Here is a 20468-nt window from a genome sequence, read left to right as displayed (position 1 = left end):
GGAGGGATTCATTTGGATAAAATAGCGGTAATTTCAGATATACATGGTAATATTCCAGCATTAGAATCTGTACTGCAAGATATTAAATTAAGAGGAATCGAGCGCGTCGTGTGTCTTGGAGATTTAGTCGGAAAAGGTCCTCATTCTAGCGAAGTGATTGAAATCATTCGTAAAGAATGTGAAGGAGTTGTAATGGGGAACTGGGATGATTTCATTACAAAACCGACTGAATTTGAAACGTTAAAATGGCATCAAAAACAATTATCGGAAGAACAAAATGACTATTTAAGAAGCTTACCATTTTCAATCGAATTTTTTATGAGCGGCAAACTGATCCGTATGTTCCACGCTTCACCGAGAAGTTTATATGAAAGAATTCAACCACATGCCTCAAGAGAAGAGCGTATTAGTATGTTCGAAAATAGTGAGCTCACAGAGAATATAGAAGGGGAAAGAAAACCAGATGTCGTTTGTTACGGTGACGTTCACCAAGCGTTCGTTCAAAATTTCAGAGGGAAAACGTTATGTAATGCCGGTAGCGTAGGAAACCCACTTGAAATAACACAAGCTTCCTATTTAATATTTGAAGGAACTTACAATGAAAAAGAAGCAGCGAGCTTTTCTATTCAACTCGTACGAGTACCGTATGATATTGAATTAGCTATCAGGCTGGCAGAAGAGCTCGATATGCCAGAAATTGAAGAATACAAACAAGAGTTACGGACTGCTTTATATCGAGGGTTTAAGGGGAAGTAAGCCAATCATAATATATCAACGATTTTTCAAATATATCTATCATAACTTAAAATATATCAACGATTTTTTCAATATATCAACGATTCGACAAAGGATATCGACTTACCGACAAATAGTGACATAAAAGTTAATTATAATTTTGTTATGTAAACTAAATGAAGGGAGAAATATCATGAACCGAAAACAATGTATAAAAGAAATTGCTAATCATATTTTAATGTTAAATTTAACGCACCCAACAAGAGTTGGAGTAAGCGGTATTACAGCATCAGGAAAAACAACATTTGCAAACGAATTAGCGGAAGAAATAAAAAAACGAGGGTTACCAGTAACGTGCGCTAGCATTGACGATTTTCATAACTTAAAAGTGATTCGTTATACACAAGGTAAAGAATCTGCAAGAGGGTATTATGAAGATGCACACGATTATACAGCTTTCAAAGAAAGGTTATTAAAACCTTTAGGACCTAATGGGAATTTACAGTATGAAACGATCTCTCATAATTTAAAAACGGATATTCCTGTACATAATGAGCCGTTAATGGCTCAACCCAATATGGTACTCATAGTAGATGGAACATTTCTATTGAAAAAAGACGTTGAGTATTTATTTGATTACAAAATCTTTGTAGATACAGATTTTGAGATTGCGAGAAAACGTGGTGCAAAGCGCGAGACTGAGGCTTTTGGAAGTTATGAAGAAGCTGAGAAAATGTTTTTAAACAGATATCATGCGGCCTGTAAGATGTATATAGATGAGCATAATCCGAAAAGTTGTGCGGATGTTGTATTTCAGAATAGTGATTTAGGAAATCCAGAAGTTATATTTCATGAATGAGCGTATTACATAATCAGAAATATATGTATAGCCTTTTGTTTATTGTTATAATTAAATTAATTTTATGAAGCAAATAAAAGGGGATAAGACAATAAAAAACGCAAAAAGGGGACAAGAAATATAATGAATGAAGTACTAGAACTAAAAGAAGAACTACTACAAATTAAAAATAATAATTATGCTGTACCAGAAGACGTAGATGCTTATCCATATGCACAGTGGATGTTAGATTATATCGGGTCAACTGATGCTGAATTACGCGATGATTTAATTTATAGTACGCTTCACAAATGGATTACAAATGATGTGTTTAGACAAAAAGAATTACGAGGATTAATGCTGCAAGCAATTAGCCCTGATTATTTATTTTATAAAATTGGTGAAAAGGGAACAGATTCTGTCTTTAAACGTGCATTTTCTGTATTAATTCCACCACTTATTTTATCTGTTCATGAAAGAGAACCATTGTTATCTGAAGAACAACTGTACAGTGTGGCAGAACAAGTGCTGGAATATGTATATTTAGAAGAAGATGTAAGAGGCTACGTAGAAGGAAAAGGCTGGGCACACTCTACTGCACATGCAGCAGATGCGCTCGATGCTTTAGCACGTACAATCCAAAATCGTGAGTTCTCATATGCAATACTAGCTGCTGTTCGCCAGAAGGTACGCTTACATGACTACGTATACATTCACTTTGAGGATGAGAGATTAGTAGCACCAATTATGTCGTTACGTAACCAAAATCTTTTAACTGAAGAAGAGTGGAGCAACTGGTTACATAGTATAGCAATTGTTGAAGACATCCCGCATCCTCAATATGATATTTTAGTACAAAATATTAGAGCTTTCTTAAGAAGTTTATATTTTAGAGTTTTAGAGACAGAGGGTAGTACAGCCTTTACAGAGGATATATTGGAGACTTTGAAAGGGTTGCGTAGGTATTAAAAATAGGAATATAAGAAAAGAATAAGAGTAAAAAACCGATTATACTTGTAGGCCCTCTACAAAAATAATCGGTTTTTTAGTTGAATTGAAATTTTAGACTTAACTATACACGAGTGTATTAAATATGTAATTGTGGTTGTTCTTCATATAAACTATTCACGTACTGTTTTAAATTCTTGATGAATAATAGAATATCTTGACTAGGCATTCTAGCATGTAGAAGATGAAATATATTTCCTTTCCCAATTTCAAATTCATCCGAAGTTAAAGTAATAGGGATGTTTTTAAAAACATGCCATGGGAAATATAAGTGTACAAAAGCTTCTCTAAAATATATACCTGATTGACAAATTAATACCCCATCCGATCCTTTCCCCATATTCCCAAGAACAGATGTATCTAAAAAAGCGATGATCTGTTCTTCTTTTGGAATGATAAATCGTGCCTCAATTGCTTTTAACTTTTTTTCTGAAATATGAGTGTCTACAAATAATCCATTATCAGGTTCTAATAATTCATTGTGCGTTTCAAATAAAGAGCAAATAGATTTTATCTCATCCATTTTTATAATTGGATGTATATCCTGTTGTTTTGAATTTTGGAATGAATTCGTAAGAGCTATTAGCAATTCTTTAAATAATAGTGGGGGATAGTCACTCCCGTTAATATTGAAACTTTTTTGTGCATCAAAAGATAAGAAACCATCTTTATCAATTTCAATTTGTTGCACTTTATTTAATTGTTCCCATTTCAAATTTCCTTTACCTAATAACCAATTTTTCCAGTATAAACCCGAACTCGTAAAGTAAACACCATACTTGCCTGATCCTAATAAATTACAACTTAAAAAAGCGACAATTTGATCTTCCGTTGGTATAGAAAAACGTTTTTGAGCAATTGATAAGAAATCTTTAGGAATTCTAGTAACATAAAATCTAGATTGTTGAAACTCTAAACAAATATTAGTTAAACGATTAAAATCTATATTCATCTTAACCATTCCCCATTTCAAATTTTGTTTCGATATATTAAATTATAAGGTTGTTAGGAAAATATTAACACTTAAATTTACCTTAAATTAATAAGTAGAGGGTTTATAAAATAAATTTATATTAGGATAAAATTATGATTTGCATTATATATTTGGAGTAGTAAAGTCTTGTTAAGTTAATAAAAAGGTACATAAAACCAACACCTCCCAACCATACTAAAAAATGTGTTGGAGGTGAATGTTATGGACAATAAAGACTTTGAAAAAGTTTATAATGATTACTTACATCAAGGAGAAGAACAAGCTCAATTTGAAGTAGACCATGAAGTTAATTCAGGAGCAGAACAAATTGTTGCTGTTCGTAAAAATGATGATGGTGATTTAATTGCGTTTAAAACAAGTAGCGGGAGAGAGTTAGATTATATGACTGCCCTTGAAGAAGCAAAATCAGGGAAGTTAGCTCATGTAGACGTATTTCATAAGTATGGCAGAGATATTATACGTAGTGAACCTGATGGAATAAAGGAAAATAACTTAGATAATTTACCTTCATTTTAAACGGGTAAACCTCAAGAAGAGAATGTTCATTTGGATATTCTCTTCTTTGTGTTGCGAAGTTTTCCTTGCGAAAAGAAGGTTCATCTTTAATGAGCGATCATACTTTTAAAGAGCGCTCTAAATTTCTCTTTATCTTCTGCTGTAAATGGTTTCGGTCCCTTTGTACGCTTACCGCTTTTTCGAACCATTGCACTTAAATACCGTGTTTGTAACAATTGTTCAATGTTGTCATTCGTATACTTATAGCCTTTATGGTGTAGTACGATACAGCCTTTTGCTAAAGCGAGTGAAGCAAGACCGTAATCTTGCGTTACGATTAAATCTTCTTTTTTTGCTAACTGCATAATCCGGTAATCCGCAGCATCTGCTCCAGAATCAACATAAATTGTTTCGACACCTTTTGGCTGCTCTGCATTAGAATAATGTGAAAAGCTAGTAACGAGGGTAACAGGAATTTCCACATTCGTAGCCTCAAAAATAATTACATCTTTTACAGGACAAGCATCTGCATCAACGTAAATCTTCATTTTATCACTCCTATAAATAGGTTCGAGTTGATAATAATGGTAGATTTAGGTTTTGTCAAACGAGAAAGCTTTATTTAAAGTTATTTTCACATACCAAAATAGCCTCGCGTAAACGAGAAATACCTTCCTCAATTTGATCAATATCCACTTTTCCATAAGATAAACGTATATAACCATCTTTCGCACCGAAAATACTACCTGGCATAAAAGCAATTTCTTGTTTTAAACTTTGCATAATGATTTGTTTTTCGTTTATAGGTTCTTTTAATTTCCCCCAAATGTATATACCACCAGTAGGGTTTGAAAAAGAGATTTTATCATGAAGTTGCTCGTTTAGGGCACGAACGATAACGTCTCTTTTTTCTGCTAGTTGTTTTCGTAACGGTACGATATGAGACTGAAATGGTACAGTTTCAAAAAATTGTTGCATAAGCCACTGCGGGAAAATACTCATTCCTAATTCCATTTGGTGCCGTGCATCTGATAATCGCTCTACGACAGACTGCGGGGCGACAAGCCAACCGACTCGTAAACCTGGTGCAATCATTTTTGATAAAGAATGTACATAAATGACAGTTCCATTTTCATCTATTGATTTCAAAGTAGGACAAGGTTGTTTCTTTTCTAGCGTCAGCAAACTAGATGGATCATCTTCAACGATTGCAATTCGTAAATCTGCGCAAAGTGATAATAGTTTTTTTCTACGGTTTGGATGAAGCATCGTCCCCGTAGGGTTTTGGAAATTTGGATTTAAAAAAATCATTTTAATGCGGTGCTTTCTGTATAGCTCTTGTACATCGTCTGGATTAATGCCGTGTTCATCGACAGGTAATGGGAAAATACGAATACCTGCTGATTGGAATAACGGCAGGGAATAACAGTGTGAAGGACTTTCGAAAGCAACAGCATCACCTGGATTTAATAAACATTGCACGATAAGGTGCAGTGCTTGTTGAGCGCCGGATGTAATCATAATGGATTGTTCAGTCGCCTCAACTTTTAAATATTCTTTCATATATTTTACGACCGCTTGTCTTAGCGGGAGATAGCCTTGCGGATGATCGTAACTTAATGAATGCGTTAACGGTTGTTCACGTAAAATCGTTTGTAGTTGATCGTGAGGATAAAGATTACAACCGAGTTCTCCATTAGCGAAATCTATAATATTTTCATTTTGTTGTACTTCTGCCCGAATATGGCGAAGTAGTGGTAAGTTTGGTAAAAAAGTACCACCTTCTACGAAATTTCTCCAGTTCGGCGTTAATGTTGGAGAAACGCCCCACATATGTGTACTCACACGTGTACCTTTACCAGTCGTACTTTCTACAATTCCCATAGCACGAAGTTCATTATAAGCAGTCGTTACTGTACTTCTGTTTACATTTAACTGCGTAGCTAATTTCCGTTCTGAAGGGAGGAAGCTTCCTGGAGGAAGTTCTCCATATGTAATACGTTTTTCAATAAAGTCAACCACTTGCTGATAAATAGGGATTTTACTGTCACTATCTAGCTTCCATTCCATACAAACGCCTCCGTATCTCTTATATACATTAAGTATAACAAATTGGCTGGGTAAAAAAACAGCCAATTGGACGGTGCTATATCCAGCCAATTTTACTATGCTAAATATGGAAGGGGAGATTCGGATGAAAAGATGGCAAATGGAATGGCTCCTAGTATCAGTAGCGTTAGTATGGGGAGCAAATTATACAATAGGAAAGTATGGCGTGGCATATATGTCATCCATTCAATTTAATAGTTTACGATTTTTAGTAGCATCACCGGTCTTATTACTTATTACATTTATGATGGAACGCTCATTACGTATTGAAAGAAAAGATTGGTTACGATTAGTAGTAGTCGGTATCGTTGGTACGGCAATGTATCAAACGATGTTTATGTTATCTGTGAAATATACTTCAGCAACGAACGCCTCATTATTAATTGCGATGTCACCTATATTTACAGGGATATTAGCAGTATTGCACAAACAAGAACGTTTTTCGATGAAAGTACAAATTGGTTCAATAGTAGCGTTTATTGGTGCAGCATTTGTTTTATTAACAGGACATACAGGAGGAGCTACTTACGAATATGCGTGGCTCGGAAATGTAATTGGATTAGTCGCAGCAATTGCGTGGGGATGGTATCCAATATTAGCGCAACCTCTTATTACAAAATACTCCGCAATGAGAGTTACATCATGGTCTACTTTAATTGGAATTGTACCACTTGTTATATACTGTTTATTCAACGTAAACTCTTTAACATGGCCAGTAGATACGCCAAGCTGGGGTTCACTAGCATATTCAATCATCTTTGCGACCATCTTCGGACTAGCAATGTGGTATGTCGGTATTAGTCAAATAGGCTCAACGAAAGTAATGGTTTATATGTATCTCGTACCATTGTTCGCAGTTATCTTTGCGGCAGTTACAATTGGAGAGCAAATTAATATGATGCAACTCGTTGGCGGACTTATTATCTTCATCGGCTTATATGTTGTAAAAAAAGGCGGAATCAAAAAGCCTGCTTTCAATTTGAAAAAAGTCAGTTAATAGTAAAAATGATCTCTTTCATATAGAAGGAGATCATTTTTGTTTTCGTAATAAAAGTGCTTGTTCAACCGCCCATTTTTGATGATCGTGAATGAGAAGCTTAACAGCAAGTAATGGAGACATCCATCGTAAAACATGATCCTCCCCACAGTTTTCAGTTTGTTTCTGCACCATGTTCGCAATATAAAAGAACCCATCGTTTAAATAATATGTATCTTCTTTCTCTGCATAAAAATATCGTGCCGCATTACCGATATACTGATCAATTTCAATTGCCCATCCTAATTCCTCTAGTAGTTCACGATGTAAGCATTCATCTTTTGTTTCGGTACCTTCCATACCACCACCAGGTAAAAAATAACGGTCTCCTTTTTGGATAACAGCAATCATTGAAGAAGATGAATGGAAAATAACTGCATAACAACTAGGTCTTAATACATAATGAACGGTACGCTTTTTCGAGCCAAACGTAAGTTTTGAAATCATAAAACACGACCTTTCTCTATAAAATACATAAAAGGGATATTAAGGTAAATGCAGAATGATATAAGTATAATCTTAATAGATTGGAGTGGTAACAACATGATAAATCGAAAATGTTCAAGGTGTAAAGAGATAACGGGTACAATACATGGGGGTAAAAAAATTAAGGAAGAATTTTTATGTGAGGACTGTTTGCAAAAAGGAATTGCGAGCGGGGAAATCGAATTATCACAAGTGGAGAAAGAACAAACTTCGTATCTTTCTATAAAAATATTAAAAATAATGAGTGTTATTTATTTAATAGTATCAATTATAACCGCTTTTTCTGCTGGAGCATTTATACAGGATCCAGGGCTTGGTGGAATATCTTTTTCAATAACAGGTGCAGTTGGTGTTATGATAATTGGATCGATATTTCAGTCTGTTCTTGTATTTTGTGGAATATGGGTATTCATCCTTTTAGTAGAAACGGTTATTAAAATTTATGAAAAAATGAAGTGAGTGAAAGGGAGAAACATATGCAAGTAAGAAACATCCAAGGGGAAGATTATGTAAAGATTCATTCTGTTTTAAATGATTGGTGGGGCGGTAGAGATATGGCTGCTATGTTGCCAAAACTGTTCTTCGTTCATTTTCAAGAAACGAGTTTTATCATTGAAGAAGATGGCGAAACGTTAGGTTTCTTATGTGGATTCTTTTCACAAACATATAAAGATGAAGCATATGTTCATTTTATCGGTGTCAATCCGAAGTATAGAAGAAGAGGAATCGCATCGACATTGTATTCTTATTTCTTTGATATCGCTCGTGCAAATAATCGTAAAGTTGTAAAAGCAATTACGTCACCAATTAACAAAAAGTCGATACAGTTTCATCAAGAAATCGGTTTTCGAATTGAGGCCGGGGATGATGAGGTAGAGGGTGTATCGGTACATACAAATTATGATGGGAACGGCGGTAGTAGAGTTTTGTTTTTGAAAAATGTGTAAAAGTAGGCTAGCTTAACGGTAGCCTTTTTGTTGTGAGGAGATAAAAATATGGAGAGTAAACAAAGTAGAAATGAATACTTACGACGCATTTATAAAGTGCAAGATTATATAGAATCACACATAAATGATTCACTATCCATTGAAGAGCTAGCGGATATAGCAGGATTTTCAAAGTTTCATTTTCATCGGATTTTCAAGGGGATAGTAGACGAGCCATTATCACGGTATGTAAACCGATTGAAGTTAGAAAGGGCAACAAATCTACTTACATATCGCACAGATATGACGATTACACATATTGCGTATCACTTCGGGTTTACAGATTCAGCAGTTTTCTCCCGAACATTTAAAAATTATTACGGTGTAAGTCCGTCTCAATATCGAAATGACAATAGCAAGAATTGCAAAGACGTAAGCGAAACTTCTCAATACAATGAGTGTAAGAAGGTTCGAGGAAATGTTGAAATTGTAACAGCGGATAATATAAACGTCGCATACAAAAGACATATCGGTACATATGAAGAGTTAACGATAGCTTTTCCAAAAATGATAGAGAAATTATTTCATTACGCAGCGGTGGAAAACTATTATGTATTTGAGGATACGAAAGTATTAACCATTTACCACGATCATCATGAATTTACTGAGGACAATCATTTAAGAACTAGTTTATGCATAACAATTCCGAATGAGTCCGCAGTAGAAACGAACGACATTGGAATAATGGTTATACCTTCTGGAAAGTATGCGGTAGGTCATTTTGAAATATTCCAAGATGAATATAAAGGAGCATGGGATTTCTTATACGGTGAGTGGCTTCCAAATAGCGGATATAAACCGAGAGATTCATATCCTTTTGAAATGTATAAAAATGACCCAAGGCAGCACCCGGAAAAGAAACATATAGTTGATATATATGTACCTATCGAACCTTTTTAATCGTTGATTAAGGGGGAAGAACAATGCAAACTGCTGAAAAGCTAGACTGTATTATAAAAGAAGAATACAAAAATATTAATGGTATGTTAGTAGTGCAGAAAGATAATGTTGTTTTTGAAAATTATTATAATGGTTACAGTCCAGATAATGCGTTTCATGTAGCGTCAGTTACAAAAACGATAATCTCTGCGTTAATTGGGATATGTATAGATAAGGGCTATATAAAAAGCGTTGATCAAAAAGTAATAGAGTTTTTCCCTGAATATACACTTAAGGCATCTGACATAACAGTGCGACACCTCCTTACAATGACAGCACCATATCCTTTTACGGATTGGCAGGAACCGTTAGAAGAACTATGTACACAAGAGGATTGGGTACAGTATACACTTAATAGAATGGGGAACGGCGGAGAAATCGGATCTTTTAAATACTCATCTGCAGGAGCTCATTTACTATCAGCAATTATTACGAGCACAACAGGAAAAAGTGCTCGTGAATTTGCAAACAAATACTTATTTCAACCACTCGATATGAGAGAAATTCCAAACTATAATATGAAAGCATTTGGATTTGATGACCTATTCGGAAAAGATGTGAAAGGATGGGTTCACGATCCAAATGGTATTTCAACAGGCGGTTGGGGACTAACGTTAACGGTTAGGGATATGGCGAAGTTTGCACAGATGTATTTGAATGAAGGTATTCATAATGGAAAACAAATACTATCAAAATCATGGATAATAGAATCAATAGCGATGAATTCAAATCAATATGGTTACTTATGGTGGTTACGAGAAGAAGATGGAATCTTTTCATACTGTGCTATGGGTGATGGTGGGAATATGATTTGTTGTATTCCGAAGCAGGATTTGGTTGTAGTAATTGCTTCTGAAATTATACCGAATGCACGGGATAGATGGGAATTGATTGTGAAATATATTCTTCCTTACTTACAAAACAATTAAATTTAAGATATAAAGGCGGTATGAGATCTCATACCGCCTTTATATATGGCATTTTACATAGAAAGGGAGATGGGAAAATAACTTAATGTCATTAAGTTAACTGGAAAATAAATATAGCGTAAAAAAATGTTAAGATTTCGAAGGCTTGATTTTAACCTTTATTTTTCTATGTATAATGAAGCCGCATACTAAAAATCTTTTAAAGAAAGGGGATGAAGTGTGTATGAAAAACGAATTAAAAGCTAATGTGCATTTCTTGATGGCTTAAGGAAACAGAATAATATTTTAAGTTTTTTTGATAAGTACAGCGTTTATATGGAATTTGTCAAAAAGGATATTTATCTTTTTGACGTTTGGAGGGTATATGAATCTAATATTAAAAGAAATAGCAGTGAACATAAAAATATTCATTATGTTATTTATTGGATTTACTTTAACAATTCTGCCCATACTTATAGCGATGTCGATTCGAGATTATTACGATGAAAAATTTTATGAGTATAAAAATGGTTATTTTAAATATTACTATGCTATTCAGCTTACTAGTTTTGGGGAATTGGATTTTAAAGCAATCCAAGCGATAACAGAAACTAGTTTTAAGAATTCAAGTGTTATTACAAATGATATGAGAACCAAACTGCCAGGCATAGGTGAAGTAACGATGGTTGGTCTTATAAATAAAAATTGGTCTCCGCCTTTAATAAAGGGTTCTCATATGGAAGATGGGGAAGAAAATAGTGTAATTGTCGGAAAGAGAATTTATAAAGAATCTGAAACAATAAAACTGTTTAGTAGAGAATATAGAGTTAAAGGCGTGAGCGCTGCGAATACCGGATACGCATATGACTACAATGTTTTTGTCGGCTTAAGTGACATGCCTGATGAGATAAAGCGACGTATGCAAAATGAAAATACATTTGAAATGATAGTAAGGTCTAACGAAAATCCTAAACAAGAAATAGATACATTTATTCGGTATGTTAAGCAAAATAGAACTGATACAAATGCGAAAGTGATAAATGAAAAAGAGAATTATGAGAACGAAAAAAGCTCGAATAAAGCTATGAGAGCACAACTTACTCTTCCGTACAGTCTACTTTTTATTGCTGTAATGAACTGTATAATTGCGAGTTATTTTTGGATTTACACGAAGAAGAAGAGTATTTCCTTAAGGAAAACGTTGGGAGCAAGCAATTTGAATTTATTTGTATTTATATTTAGCCAATTATTCATATGCGCAATCGTTGCAGTCATTTGTGCGATATGTATGCAGTGGATTTTAAGTACAATGAATAAAAGTATAGTATATGTAATGGGTTTTACTATTCATATAGATGTTTTCAAAGTTGTGATGAGTGTAGTAATTTCCTTGTTTATTTCGTTCATCACCGCTGTAATACCATTTTTCAAAATACTTAAAATTGAACCTGCTAAAGCGTTAAAGGAGTAAATAAGATGAGACTAAAAAGTGCTCTTATGGCTTTGAAAAATAGATTGCTCATTTCCATATTTCTCTTAATACAATTCACGTTTGGATTAGCGGCAATAACCCTTTCCATTAATATGCTTTGTAATTTTCACTATCTTGGAAACAGTTCCAACTCGTTGCTAGATTTAGAAAGTACATATTTTATCACTTATGATGAGATGACTACTGATAGGTTGAAGGCAGATCAATTTAATAAAGGGCAAATCGAAGAAGTTTATAAAAAAATGCAGCAAAATAAAGATGTGATTTCGTATGGTACATACGAAGAGAGCATAATCGAACTAGAATCAAGCAATCGACTGCTCCAAGAAATTATGTTAGAAGAATTGAAAAATAAAACTTTTCGCGATAAAAACCCTACTATTCTTATAATTACAATAGATGAAAATTATTATAAATTACTGAATATACCTATAAAAGCTGGAACAGGCTTTTCTTATCAAGACTTCCAAAAAAATAGTGAAGAGAAAACGAATGTTTTACTAGGTCCTTACTTTAAGAAATATTTTCAAATAGGGGATACAATCAATAATCAATATACGATTATTGGATTTTTGCCGGGAAATAAATTCATTATAAATGGTAACGGAGCGAATATATACCAGAAATTAGATAAGGCTATGCTATCACCCATGCCAATTGATAGATATGAACATTATGAAATAATGTTTTCAAGATTACATCAAAGTACAATTATGAATTTAAAAAGAGACGCAGATGTAAACAAACTACAAGAAATGATTCAACTGAAGGGAAGCGACGTTACGTTGTACTTGAAAAATTTAGGAGAAGAAATAAATGAAGCCGTTACTAGTAGTATGGATACGGAAAATATCGATCTTATAGTAGGAAGTCTATTTATTTTATTTATAATAGCGGGAATTGTCGTAACGACAATTGTTTCCATCATGATGAGAAAGAGGGAATTTGGTATTAAGATGGTCCTTGGAGAAAGTAAGTTTGGGATGTTCATTCAAATTGTATTAGAAAACATATGTATTGCGATAGTTGGTAAGTTTTTATCGATAGTTTACTTTTTATGGAGATATGAGGATCATCTGCAAGTTTCGAAGGACTTTGATATGGCATCTGTACGCGAAATAAATTTAAATATGCCTATTTTATTATTTGTATTCCTATTCTTATTAGTGATCATCATTATTTCAAATCTCATTGTCTTCTTGTTTATTAGAAAACTTGAACCGAAAACATTAATAGGTGGGATGGAATAATGAGTTTAATTGAATTGAAAGACATTAAGAAGGTGTATAGTAACAAGAACCATAATACGTTCGCGTTAAATGGTATAAACTTAACGATAAATAAGGGCGAAATTATAGCGATAATGGGTCGATCAGGGTCGGGGAAAAGTACGCTATTAAATGTTATAGGGTTAATTGATATGCCAAATGAGGGTGAATATACGTTAAATGGAAAACCATTAAATGAAATTAGAGCGAATAAAGTTCATAAAACAAGAAATGAAATGATTGGATTTATTTTTCAATATTTTGCATTGTTAAAAGAACATACTGTACTGGATAATGTAGCACTACCACTCACATATAGAAAGTTAAAGCAACGAGAAAGAGAAAATAAGGCGAAGTTCTATTTAGAAAAAGTAGGTTTAAAAGAACATATGCATAAAACACCGGACGAGTTATCAGGTGGACAACAGCAGCGCGTCGCAATTGCTAGAGCGTTAGTAGGCGAACCAGAAATAATTTTGGCTGATGAACCGACAGGGAATTTAGATAGAAAAACAGGAGAAGAAATTATGGATCTACTATTACAACTGAATGAAGAAGGACGAACGATTATTATTGTAACGCATGATATTGAGGTAGCGAATAAGTGTAATAGAATTATTGAGTTAATTGATGGGGAGATTGTGTAAAGGTAAAGAATGAGCGCTAATAATTACTTTTTATTTTATAGAACTAAGATTATAGTGAAAATCTGCATTCCACCCGTAACTTTTAAGAGCAAAAAATCGTTTAACAAAAGAAAGGATTTTTAATGATGAATGGGGGAGAACCATGAAAATTTTAATACTAGGTGGTACACGATTTTTAGGAAGAGCTGTTGTAGAAGAGGCGTTGAAAAGAGGGCATGAAGTTACAATATTCAATCGTGGAACAAACAATGAAATTTTTCCAGAAGTGGAACATTTAATCGGTGACAGAAATGGTGATGTATCAAGTTTAGAAAATCGAAAATGGGATGTTATCGTAGATACGTGTGGGTTTTCTCCGCATCACATTCGGAATATTGGAGATGTCTTAAAAAATAATATAAAACATTATATATTCATCTCAAGCCTTTCCGTATATAAAGATTGGATCCCGCATGACATAAAAGAAGACTATATATTACAACCTGAACCAACGGAAGAGCAAATAAAGGCTGTAGAGAATGGTGAAATATCTCCTTATGAGCATTATGGTGCGCTGAAAGTATTATGCGAAAAAGAAGCAGAGAAGTATTGGCCGGGGCGTGTTTTACACGTAAGAGCAGGACTTCTTTCAGGAATGTTCGATTATACAGATCGACTTCCATACTGGATCGGGCGTGTAGCAAAAGGAGGTAAAGTGTTAGTTCCAGGAAGAAAAGACCGTCCAGTACAGATAGTTGATATAAAAGACGTCGCAAACTGGGGACTAAACATGGCAGAAAACAAAAATGCAGGTACATTCAATGTAACAGGTCCGAATTATGATTTGACGATGGAAGAGCTATTAAATACGTGTAAAAAAGTTACGAATAGTGATGCTGAATTCGTTTGGATAGAGGAATCGTTTATGAATGAACATAAAGTGCAGCCTTGGACAGAGATGCCTTTATGGCTTCCAGAAACTTTTTCATTAGAAGGTGAAACGAAGCCGTGGAAAGGTGGATTTTCAATTAGTATTGAAAGTGCTGTTAAAGAAGGACTTACTTTTAGAAGGTTAGGACATACAGTTACAGATGTGTATGAGTGGATGAAGAGTGTGGACGAATGGGAATTAAAAGCAGGTATTTCAGGGGAGAGGGAGAAGGAATTGTTAGAAAGATGGTATCAATAAATTTAGCGGTGTCCTTTGAATATACTTGATTGCACATAAGGAGGAGAAAAGGTGATGTGGAAAGACACCATTCACAGTATCTCATCAAACTTAAGCTTAAAAAATTCGGCTACGAAGGAGGAACTTACTGATATACAACAATGTATACATGTGGAGTTACCGAATGATTTATATCAATTATTACAGGAAACAAATGGTATAGAAGGTGAATACGGTGACTTTATATGGTCTGCTTCAAAAATTAAAACTGAAAATATGAGTATGAGAAATATAGTTGATTTTAAGGATTTATACATGCCTTTTGACTGTTTATTATTTTTTGCTGATGGCGGAAATGGTGATTTGTTTGGCTATTCCATTTTGAATGGAAAAGTGCAAAGAGATGATATATATGTATGGAATCATGAAAATGATAGTAGAACGTGGGTTGCTCCTTCTTTAAAGACTTTTATGGAGTGGTGGGAGAGTGGGAAGATAATAATTTAAATATAGTATCAAAAAAAGCGCCTTGTTACTAAAGAAACAAGGCGCTTTTTCACGAATAATTAATCTACTACTCAATCGGTTCTTCCCCATACATCTCCCATAGCTTAGGAAACATCTTTTTTAAACCTCCTTCATCGTCTTCATTCCAGTCAAATTCAAAATCTACATCGTCGAATTCTTCATTAGATAAGACATGGTAAAGTGTAAAGTAAGTATCATCTTCGTCACCAGTTTTTTCTGCATATACAGTGAAACCGAAATATAAAGAAAGTTCTTCAATCTCTGGGACGTCATACTCACTCAAGTTTTCTAATACAGGAATTAATCGTTCTGGATCTTCAATACAAGCTTCGTATGTCTCTTTTCCTTGATATAATAACCATCCGCGGAAGTAATCGAAAGTATCATCTGAACAGCCACCCATAATAATATAGGCTGCTGCCCATAAACGGGAGGTATAGGAGTCTTTCAAAAGACGATGCATATGCGTATCAAATGCTACAATTTCATGTACTGTACGTTTAGCAAGGTGGGAAGTAAGCCATTCTATTTGTTCTACTTGGTCCTCACCTTTCGTTTTTGCACGATTAAGTAGTTCCCAAAATTCTTCTTCGGTTATTGTCTTTTCTTTTATGTAATCTTCCCCTTGAATAGGGTTTATATATCCTTTTTTACGTTTGGAAGCAACTAGTTTATTAGCTTCTTTCATACATTCTTCTTCTGTTTCAAACTCTTTCGCTTTCACACTGCCAGCTGTGCCGATTTTTCCGTAAAACACAACATAGTCTTTTTCTTTCACAACGATTTTCCAAAACTTATTTGATTTCTCAGTTTGCTGGATTAATAACGTTTCCATCCGTACCCCCATAATGTTTTCTAGTGTGCAATGTGATTGTAACATATGTATATACACTTGTAATGATGAAAAATAAGAGTTTGGAAAATTCGAAAATGATTGAATGAAGTGGATAAATTTAGTAACCTTATTTGTACAGTAATTACATAATTGTTTTGTAATAATTCGATATTTATATAAGGGGGCGTTACGGATGGATCTTACGTTTAAAGTAGAGGAAACATGTTTTAATTACCGAGTCGGAGCAATTTGTAAACAGGATAATAAAATACTTATTCTTCAAAACAAAGGGGAAGATTATTGGTATGTACCAGGCGGAAGAGTGAAAATGCTAGAAAATAGTGAAGATACGTTAAAACGAGAACTTGCAGAAGAATTAGGTGTTCCTATGAAAGGGAAAAGATTAATATGGTCAGTAGAAAATTTCTTTACACTTTCTGAGCGAAAGTTTCATGAAATTAGTTTTTATTATGAAGTAGAGCTACATGAGTTACCTGCAAATGGAGCGGATCAATATATTTTGGAAGAAGAAGGTAGAACGTATTTCTTTAAGTGGGTGCCGGTAGAAGAGTTAGAGGCATATAATTTACAGCCTGCATTTATAAAAGAGAAAGTAAAGGATATAGCAGTTCATACAGAACATATCGTTTTACAAAATTAAATGTATTCGGAGGGGAAAAGGGTGAAGGGGACTAAAAAAGAAATACATATAGATGATAAAGTAATTCGTTACACACATATCGAAAAAGGTTCTAGTAGGATTTGCTTTATGTTCTCCGGTTCAGGATACAATTACGATAAACCGTTATTTTATTATGCGACGATGCTTATGCTCGAAAATAAAATAGATGTAGTACATATTCATTATTCTTATGACGAACAAGTAATGAATAAAACAATGGAAGAAATAACGAAAGTAATGATGGATGATATTAATCCTATAATGAAGGGCGTATTAAAAGGTAAGCAATATAACGATACTATGTTTTTAGGGAAATCACTCGGAACAATTCCGATTGCAAATGATTTAATGAAGAGAGAAGAATTCGCGCAGTCAAAAATGATACTACTTACACCTTTACTGACGTTTGATACAATTTTTGATTCTATCTTACATAGTCGACACGAAGGGCTTTTAGTTATTGGGGATAAAGATCACCAATACAATGCAGCTCAAATTGATCAGTTACATAAAACGAATTTAATGATCGATGTTGTTAAAAATGCAAATCATTCTGTAAATGTTGGGGAATATGAAACAAAGAATTCAATTGAAGCGATAGCAAATATAATAGAAAAGCTTAAAGAAGTTGTTAGGAAAAACTAACTCATCAATACATGCAAAAAGAAGTGCGAATTGCACCTCTTTTACTTTAATAAGCCTTCAGCACATGAAGCAAATAATCTTTCCGGTTCAGCGGATTATAATCAACACGTTTTCGAGTAGGGAAGGGAGCCATAAGCTTTGTGAAACCAGCTGGCTTCGTTGTAAATATGCCGTCTCCTTCTGTAAATGAATGTAGCATTCGTTTAAAATTCTCTGTTTTTGCAACAGGTAATGATCCTGTTAATTGGTAAGAATCATTATATAATATAGGCTCTGCAAAAGTTGCTGGAACGGCAGCGAGCTTATACATCGCGGTACTAATTGCGTGCTCCGGTACAGTTAATTCAAACTCGTTTATTGGCTCATATACATGTGTTTCAGCTTGCTTTAAAGCATTCATTAAAACGAGTGGTGTTAAATTTCTAAAGTCACTTGCTGTTGTAACAGGACTAGCATAACCGGTATGTGTTAATGTGACGATAATATCTGTAACTTCCCAACCATATAAACCTTGTTTTAACGTTTGAAATACCGTATCTTCAATCGCTTTATGGAATGCTAATGGAAGTGATCCAAGCTCAACACCTAAGTTATACGTTATGCCAGAATTAAGTTCACCACGCTCCACTTCGAAGCCAATTGTTGCGTAAAATGGATTCGCTTTTTCGCCCATTACTTCAACGCTATTCCCTATGCCAATTGGTTTCTCAATACATACAACTCGTGTATTTGAGAAAGTAACCTGCAAATTATACTTCTCAAAAAGTGTGGTTTCAATTACTTCTTTTTGCACTTCACCGAAAAGGCGAATGTATAGTTCCTTATGAACATCATCTTTCCACACTTTAATGAGTGGATCTTCTTCACAGAGTTCCATAAGTGCAGCGTATAAATCATGAATTCTTTCTTTTGATACTGCATCAATGGCCGCTTCCATTTGTGGTTCGGCAAAGTGAATATCTTTTATATAACGAGTCCGTTCACCGATAATATCACCAATTTTAATATCATTCAGTCCCCACACTTTGCAAAATTCTCCGCTAGGAACGATAGAAGCTTGAACAACATTCCCGTTATGAAATAGACATATTTTCTTAACCTTTTCTTTATGCCCCAGAACGTCTCCGCGCTGTATATCAACATATTTTCTTACGTGTAAACGACCAGAAAAAACTCTTACATAAGCAATCTTTTCTCCAGAAGGTTCACGTTCAATTTTAAACACAACACCGGATAATGTTTCGTTTTCTGCCGACTTATTAGCTGGAAATAAGGTTGAAATATTTTCGAGCAGTTCAGTTACACCTATACCTGTCATGGCTGAACCGAAAAAGATTGGGTACACACTTGCTTGCTGTATTTGTTTTTCGAGTTCTTCTCTTAATAATACGTCCGGTACGATTTCATCATTTACATATGACGCAAGTAACGATTCATTATATGGCGCTAACAGTTCCGTACAATCGTCATATGATTTGTATGCAATAATCCGGGCTCCTTTCGTTCCTACGTTTAGAACAGAGTAGAAGGGGAATGCTTCATTTGAAAGAATCTCTTTTATTTGTTTCATAACTTTTTCAGTATTTGCGCCATTACGATCAATTTTATTTACGAATAATATTGTTGGTATGTTTAGTTTCTGTAATGTTCGCATTAAAATCTTCGTTTGTGCTTGCACACCTTCAACGGCAGAAATAACTAAAATCGCACCGTCTAAAACGCGGAAGGATCGCTCCACTTCAGCGATAAAATCAGCGTGTCCAGGTGTATCAATTACATTTACTTTTAAGTCATTTATATAGAAAGAAACGACAGATGCTTTAATCGTAATTCCGCGTTGTCTTTCTAATTCCATTGAGTCAGTTTGTGTATTACCACTATCAACTCGGCCAATTTCTTTAATTACATTTGTTTCATAAAGAATACGCTCAGTCAAACTCGTCTTGCCAGCGTCTACGTGCGCGACAATCCCTATATTTATTGTTGTCATATTTAAATATCCTCATTTCATTTTCCATTTTCATTTCCTCATTTCTATTTGTGTATTGCCGCATTACAATCACTCTCCAGTTCTTTAAATTAGTATTATTATAGTGCAATTAACATTATTTGTAACGCTACAAAGCGCCTTAATTTGGAAAAAATAAAATAAAAACAAAATGCTTGCATTCTAAATCGATATAGATTATATTAATTGACATATCAACTATTGATACATCAAATGTTTTTATTTTGATTGTAAAGGAGGGGTAATTTGACAAGTTCATGCTCAAAAGAAGCGATTATTTTATATAAATTACACTTTCTAAATAAAGAAGTAAGTTCGAAATTTGAAGGGTGTACGGGTATGAGCCAGTCTCGATTAGAGCTTATACTTCAATTATTTGAAGTAGGTGAAATTAGTCAAAAAGCACTTCAGCAAGAAGTGAATATTGATAATGCTGCGATAACAAGGCATTTAAAGCAGCTTGAGGCCAATGAAATGATTGTAAGACGTAAAAATCCAGATGATAACAGAATTACGTTAGTTTCTCTTACTGAAGAGGGACGAAATAAAATTCAAGCATTTCAAGAGGAAAAAGAACGTTTTGCAGCATCTGCATTTAAAGGATTAAGTGAGGAAGAACGCGATAATCTTTTAAATATGTTAAATCACATTCAAGAAAATATAAAAGAATTATAAAAAAGGG

At 34.2% G+C, this 20468-nt stretch carries 23 protein-coding genes; 17 read left to right on the top strand and 6 right to left on the bottom strand.

Features of this window, described 5'->3' with window-relative positions; translation table 11 throughout:
• The first annotated feature begins 12 nt into the window (after positions 1-12).
• From DOS87_RS16220 to DOS87_RS16210, 3 genes are all read left to right on the top strand, one after another.
• Complete coding sequence (locus tag DOS87_RS16220) at positions 13-756, top strand: metallophosphoesterase family protein (protein ID WP_000357646.1); 744 nt, start codon at positions 13-15, stop codon at positions 754-756.
• Between the two features lie 172 nt (positions 757-928).
• Positions 929-1594, top strand: coding sequence for a nucleoside/nucleotide kinase family protein (locus DOS87_RS16215; RefSeq protein WP_208730019.1), 666 nt, complete (start codon positions 929-931; stop codon positions 1592-1594).
• 123 nt (positions 1595-1717) lie between these two features.
• The gene (locus DOS87_RS16210; protein WP_001006698.1) at positions 1718-2542 is read left to right on the top strand and encodes a DUF2785 domain-containing protein; all 825 of its coding nucleotides are present in this window, start codon (positions 1718-1720) and stop codon (positions 2540-2542) included.
• Positions 2543-2660: 118 nt separating this feature from the next.
• On the opposite strand, the gene DOS87_RS16205 is transcribed toward DOS87_RS16210, so the two are convergent.
• Positions 2661-3533, bottom strand: a complete 873-nt coding sequence (locus DOS87_RS16205; RefSeq protein ID WP_001017805.1) for a hypothetical protein — start codon at positions 3531-3533, stop codon at positions 2661-2663.
• A gap of 243 nt (positions 3534-3776) precedes the next feature.
• Between DOS87_RS16205 and DOS87_RS16200 the strand changes: the two genes are divergently transcribed.
• Positions 3777-4091: a DUF3892 domain-containing protein gene (locus DOS87_RS16200; protein WP_000368862.1), complete on the top strand. Its 315-nt coding sequence runs from the start codon at positions 3777-3779 to the stop codon at positions 4089-4091.
• A gap of 86 nt (positions 4092-4177) precedes the next feature.
• Here DOS87_RS16200 and DOS87_RS16195 read toward each other — a convergent pair whose 3' ends face one another.
• Complete coding sequence (locus DOS87_RS16195) at positions 4178-4618, bottom strand: YaiI/YqxD family protein (protein ID WP_000708771.1); 441 nt, start codon at positions 4616-4618, stop codon at positions 4178-4180.
• Positions 4619-4688: 70 nt separating this feature from the next.
• Positions 4689-6140 (bottom strand): MocR-like pyridoxine biosynthesis transcription factor PdxR, encoded by a 1452-nt coding sequence (locus tag DOS87_RS16190; protein WP_000454934.1) that lies wholly within the window; start codon positions 6138-6140, stop codon positions 4689-4691.
• A gap of 124 nt (positions 6141-6264) precedes the next feature.
• Between DOS87_RS16190 and DOS87_RS16185 the strand changes: the two genes are divergently transcribed.
• The gene (locus tag DOS87_RS16185; protein WP_000832990.1) at positions 6265-7176 is read left to right on the top strand and encodes a DMT family transporter; all 912 of its coding nucleotides are present in this window, start codon (positions 6265-6267) and stop codon (positions 7174-7176) included.
• Between the two features lie 33 nt (positions 7177-7209).
• Here the strand turns inward: DOS87_RS16185 and DOS87_RS16180 are convergent, their stop codons facing one another.
• A complete protein-coding gene (locus DOS87_RS16180) occupies positions 7210-7662 on the bottom strand; it encodes an NUDIX hydrolase (RefSeq protein WP_000624007.1) in 453 nt (150 codons plus the stop codon).
• Positions 7663-7758: 96 nt separating this feature from the next.
• On the opposite strand from DOS87_RS16180, the gene DOS87_RS16175 reads away from it, so the two are divergent.
• From DOS87_RS16175 to DOS87_RS16135, 9 genes are all read left to right on the top strand, one after another.
• Positions 7759-8160: a DUF3980 domain-containing protein gene (locus DOS87_RS16175; protein WP_000610481.1), complete on the top strand. Its 402-nt coding sequence runs from the start codon at positions 7759-7761 to the stop codon at positions 8158-8160.
• Positions 8161-8177: 17 nt separating this feature from the next.
• Positions 8178-8648 carry a GNAT family N-acetyltransferase gene (locus tag DOS87_RS16170; RefSeq protein WP_001198087.1) on the top strand — a complete coding sequence of 157 codons (471 nt, stop codon included), beginning with the start codon at positions 8178-8180 and terminating at the stop codon, positions 8646-8648.
• A gap of 48 nt (positions 8649-8696) precedes the next feature.
• A complete protein-coding gene (locus DOS87_RS16165; RefSeq protein WP_000444275.1) occupies positions 8697-9587 on the top strand; it encodes an AraC family transcriptional regulator in 891 nt (296 codons plus the stop codon).
• A 23-nt stretch (positions 9588-9610) separates the two neighbouring features.
• Positions 9611-10555 (top strand): serine hydrolase domain-containing protein, encoded by a 945-nt coding sequence (locus DOS87_RS16160; RefSeq protein ID WP_001192445.1) that lies wholly within the window; start codon positions 9611-9613, stop codon positions 10553-10555.
• A 364-nt stretch (positions 10556-10919) separates the two neighbouring features.
• The gene (locus tag DOS87_RS16155; RefSeq protein WP_001048976.1) at positions 10920-12005 is read left to right on the top strand and encodes an ABC transporter permease; all 1086 of its coding nucleotides are present in this window, start codon (positions 10920-10922) and stop codon (positions 12003-12005) included.
• A 5-nt stretch (positions 12006-12010) separates the two neighbouring features.
• Positions 12011-13276, top strand: coding sequence for an ABC transporter permease (locus tag DOS87_RS16150; protein ID WP_001237490.1), 1266 nt, complete (start codon positions 12011-12013; stop codon positions 13274-13276).
• Positions 13276-13941: an ABC transporter ATP-binding protein gene (locus DOS87_RS16145; RefSeq protein WP_000052374.1), complete on the top strand. Its 666-nt coding sequence runs from the start codon at positions 13276-13278 to the stop codon at positions 13939-13941. Before DOS87_RS16150 ends, DOS87_RS16145 begins: the two co-directional genes overlap by 1 nt.
• A gap of 142 nt (positions 13942-14083) precedes the next feature.
• Positions 14084-15109: an SDR family oxidoreductase gene (locus DOS87_RS16140; RefSeq protein ID WP_098578188.1), complete on the top strand. Its 1026-nt coding sequence runs from the start codon at positions 14084-14086 to the stop codon at positions 15107-15109.
• 54 nt (positions 15110-15163) lie between these two features.
• The gene (locus tag DOS87_RS16135; protein WP_000265344.1) at positions 15164-15595 is read left to right on the top strand and encodes an SMI1/KNR4 family protein; all 432 of its coding nucleotides are present in this window, start codon (positions 15164-15166) and stop codon (positions 15593-15595) included.
• Between the two features lie 67 nt (positions 15596-15662).
• On the opposite strand, the gene DOS87_RS16130 is transcribed toward DOS87_RS16135, so the two are convergent.
• On the bottom strand, positions 15663-16451 hold the full coding sequence (locus tag DOS87_RS16130; RefSeq protein WP_098425063.1) for a DUF4240 domain-containing protein: 789 nt from the start codon (positions 16449-16451) through the stop codon (positions 15663-15665).
• A 193-nt stretch (positions 16452-16644) separates the two neighbouring features.
• On the opposite strand from DOS87_RS16130, the gene DOS87_RS16125 reads away from it, so the two are divergent.
• Entirely contained in the window at positions 16645-17112 is a 468-nt protein-coding gene (locus tag DOS87_RS16125; RefSeq protein WP_000366247.1) for an NUDIX hydrolase, read from the top strand.
• Positions 17113-17778, top strand: coding sequence for an alpha/beta hydrolase (locus DOS87_RS16120; RefSeq protein ID WP_179883963.1), 666 nt, complete (start codon positions 17113-17115; stop codon positions 17776-17778).
• A gap of 46 nt (positions 17779-17824) precedes the next feature.
• Here DOS87_RS16120 and DOS87_RS16115 read toward each other — a convergent pair whose 3' ends face one another.
• The gene (locus DOS87_RS16115; protein ID WP_086390623.1) at positions 17825-19768 is read right to left on the bottom strand and encodes an elongation factor G; all 1944 of its coding nucleotides are present in this window, start codon (positions 19766-19768) and stop codon (positions 17825-17827) included.
• A gap of 264 nt (positions 19769-20032) precedes the next feature.
• On the opposite strand from DOS87_RS16115, the gene DOS87_RS16110 reads away from it, so the two are divergent.
• Positions 20033-20461, top strand: a complete 429-nt coding sequence (locus tag DOS87_RS16110; RefSeq protein WP_000204162.1) for a MarR family winged helix-turn-helix transcriptional regulator — start codon at positions 20033-20035, stop codon at positions 20459-20461.
• Positions 20462-20468 lie beyond the last annotated feature (7 nt).

Source organism: Bacillus sp. CR71 (assembly GCF_003429245.1).
Classification (GTDB): Bacteria; Bacillota; Bacilli; order Bacillales; family Bacillaceae_G; genus Bacillus_A; species Bacillus_A thuringiensis_S.
Note: the sequence above shows the minus strand (reverse complement) of the source record. Positions and strands in the feature narration are given on the sequence as shown.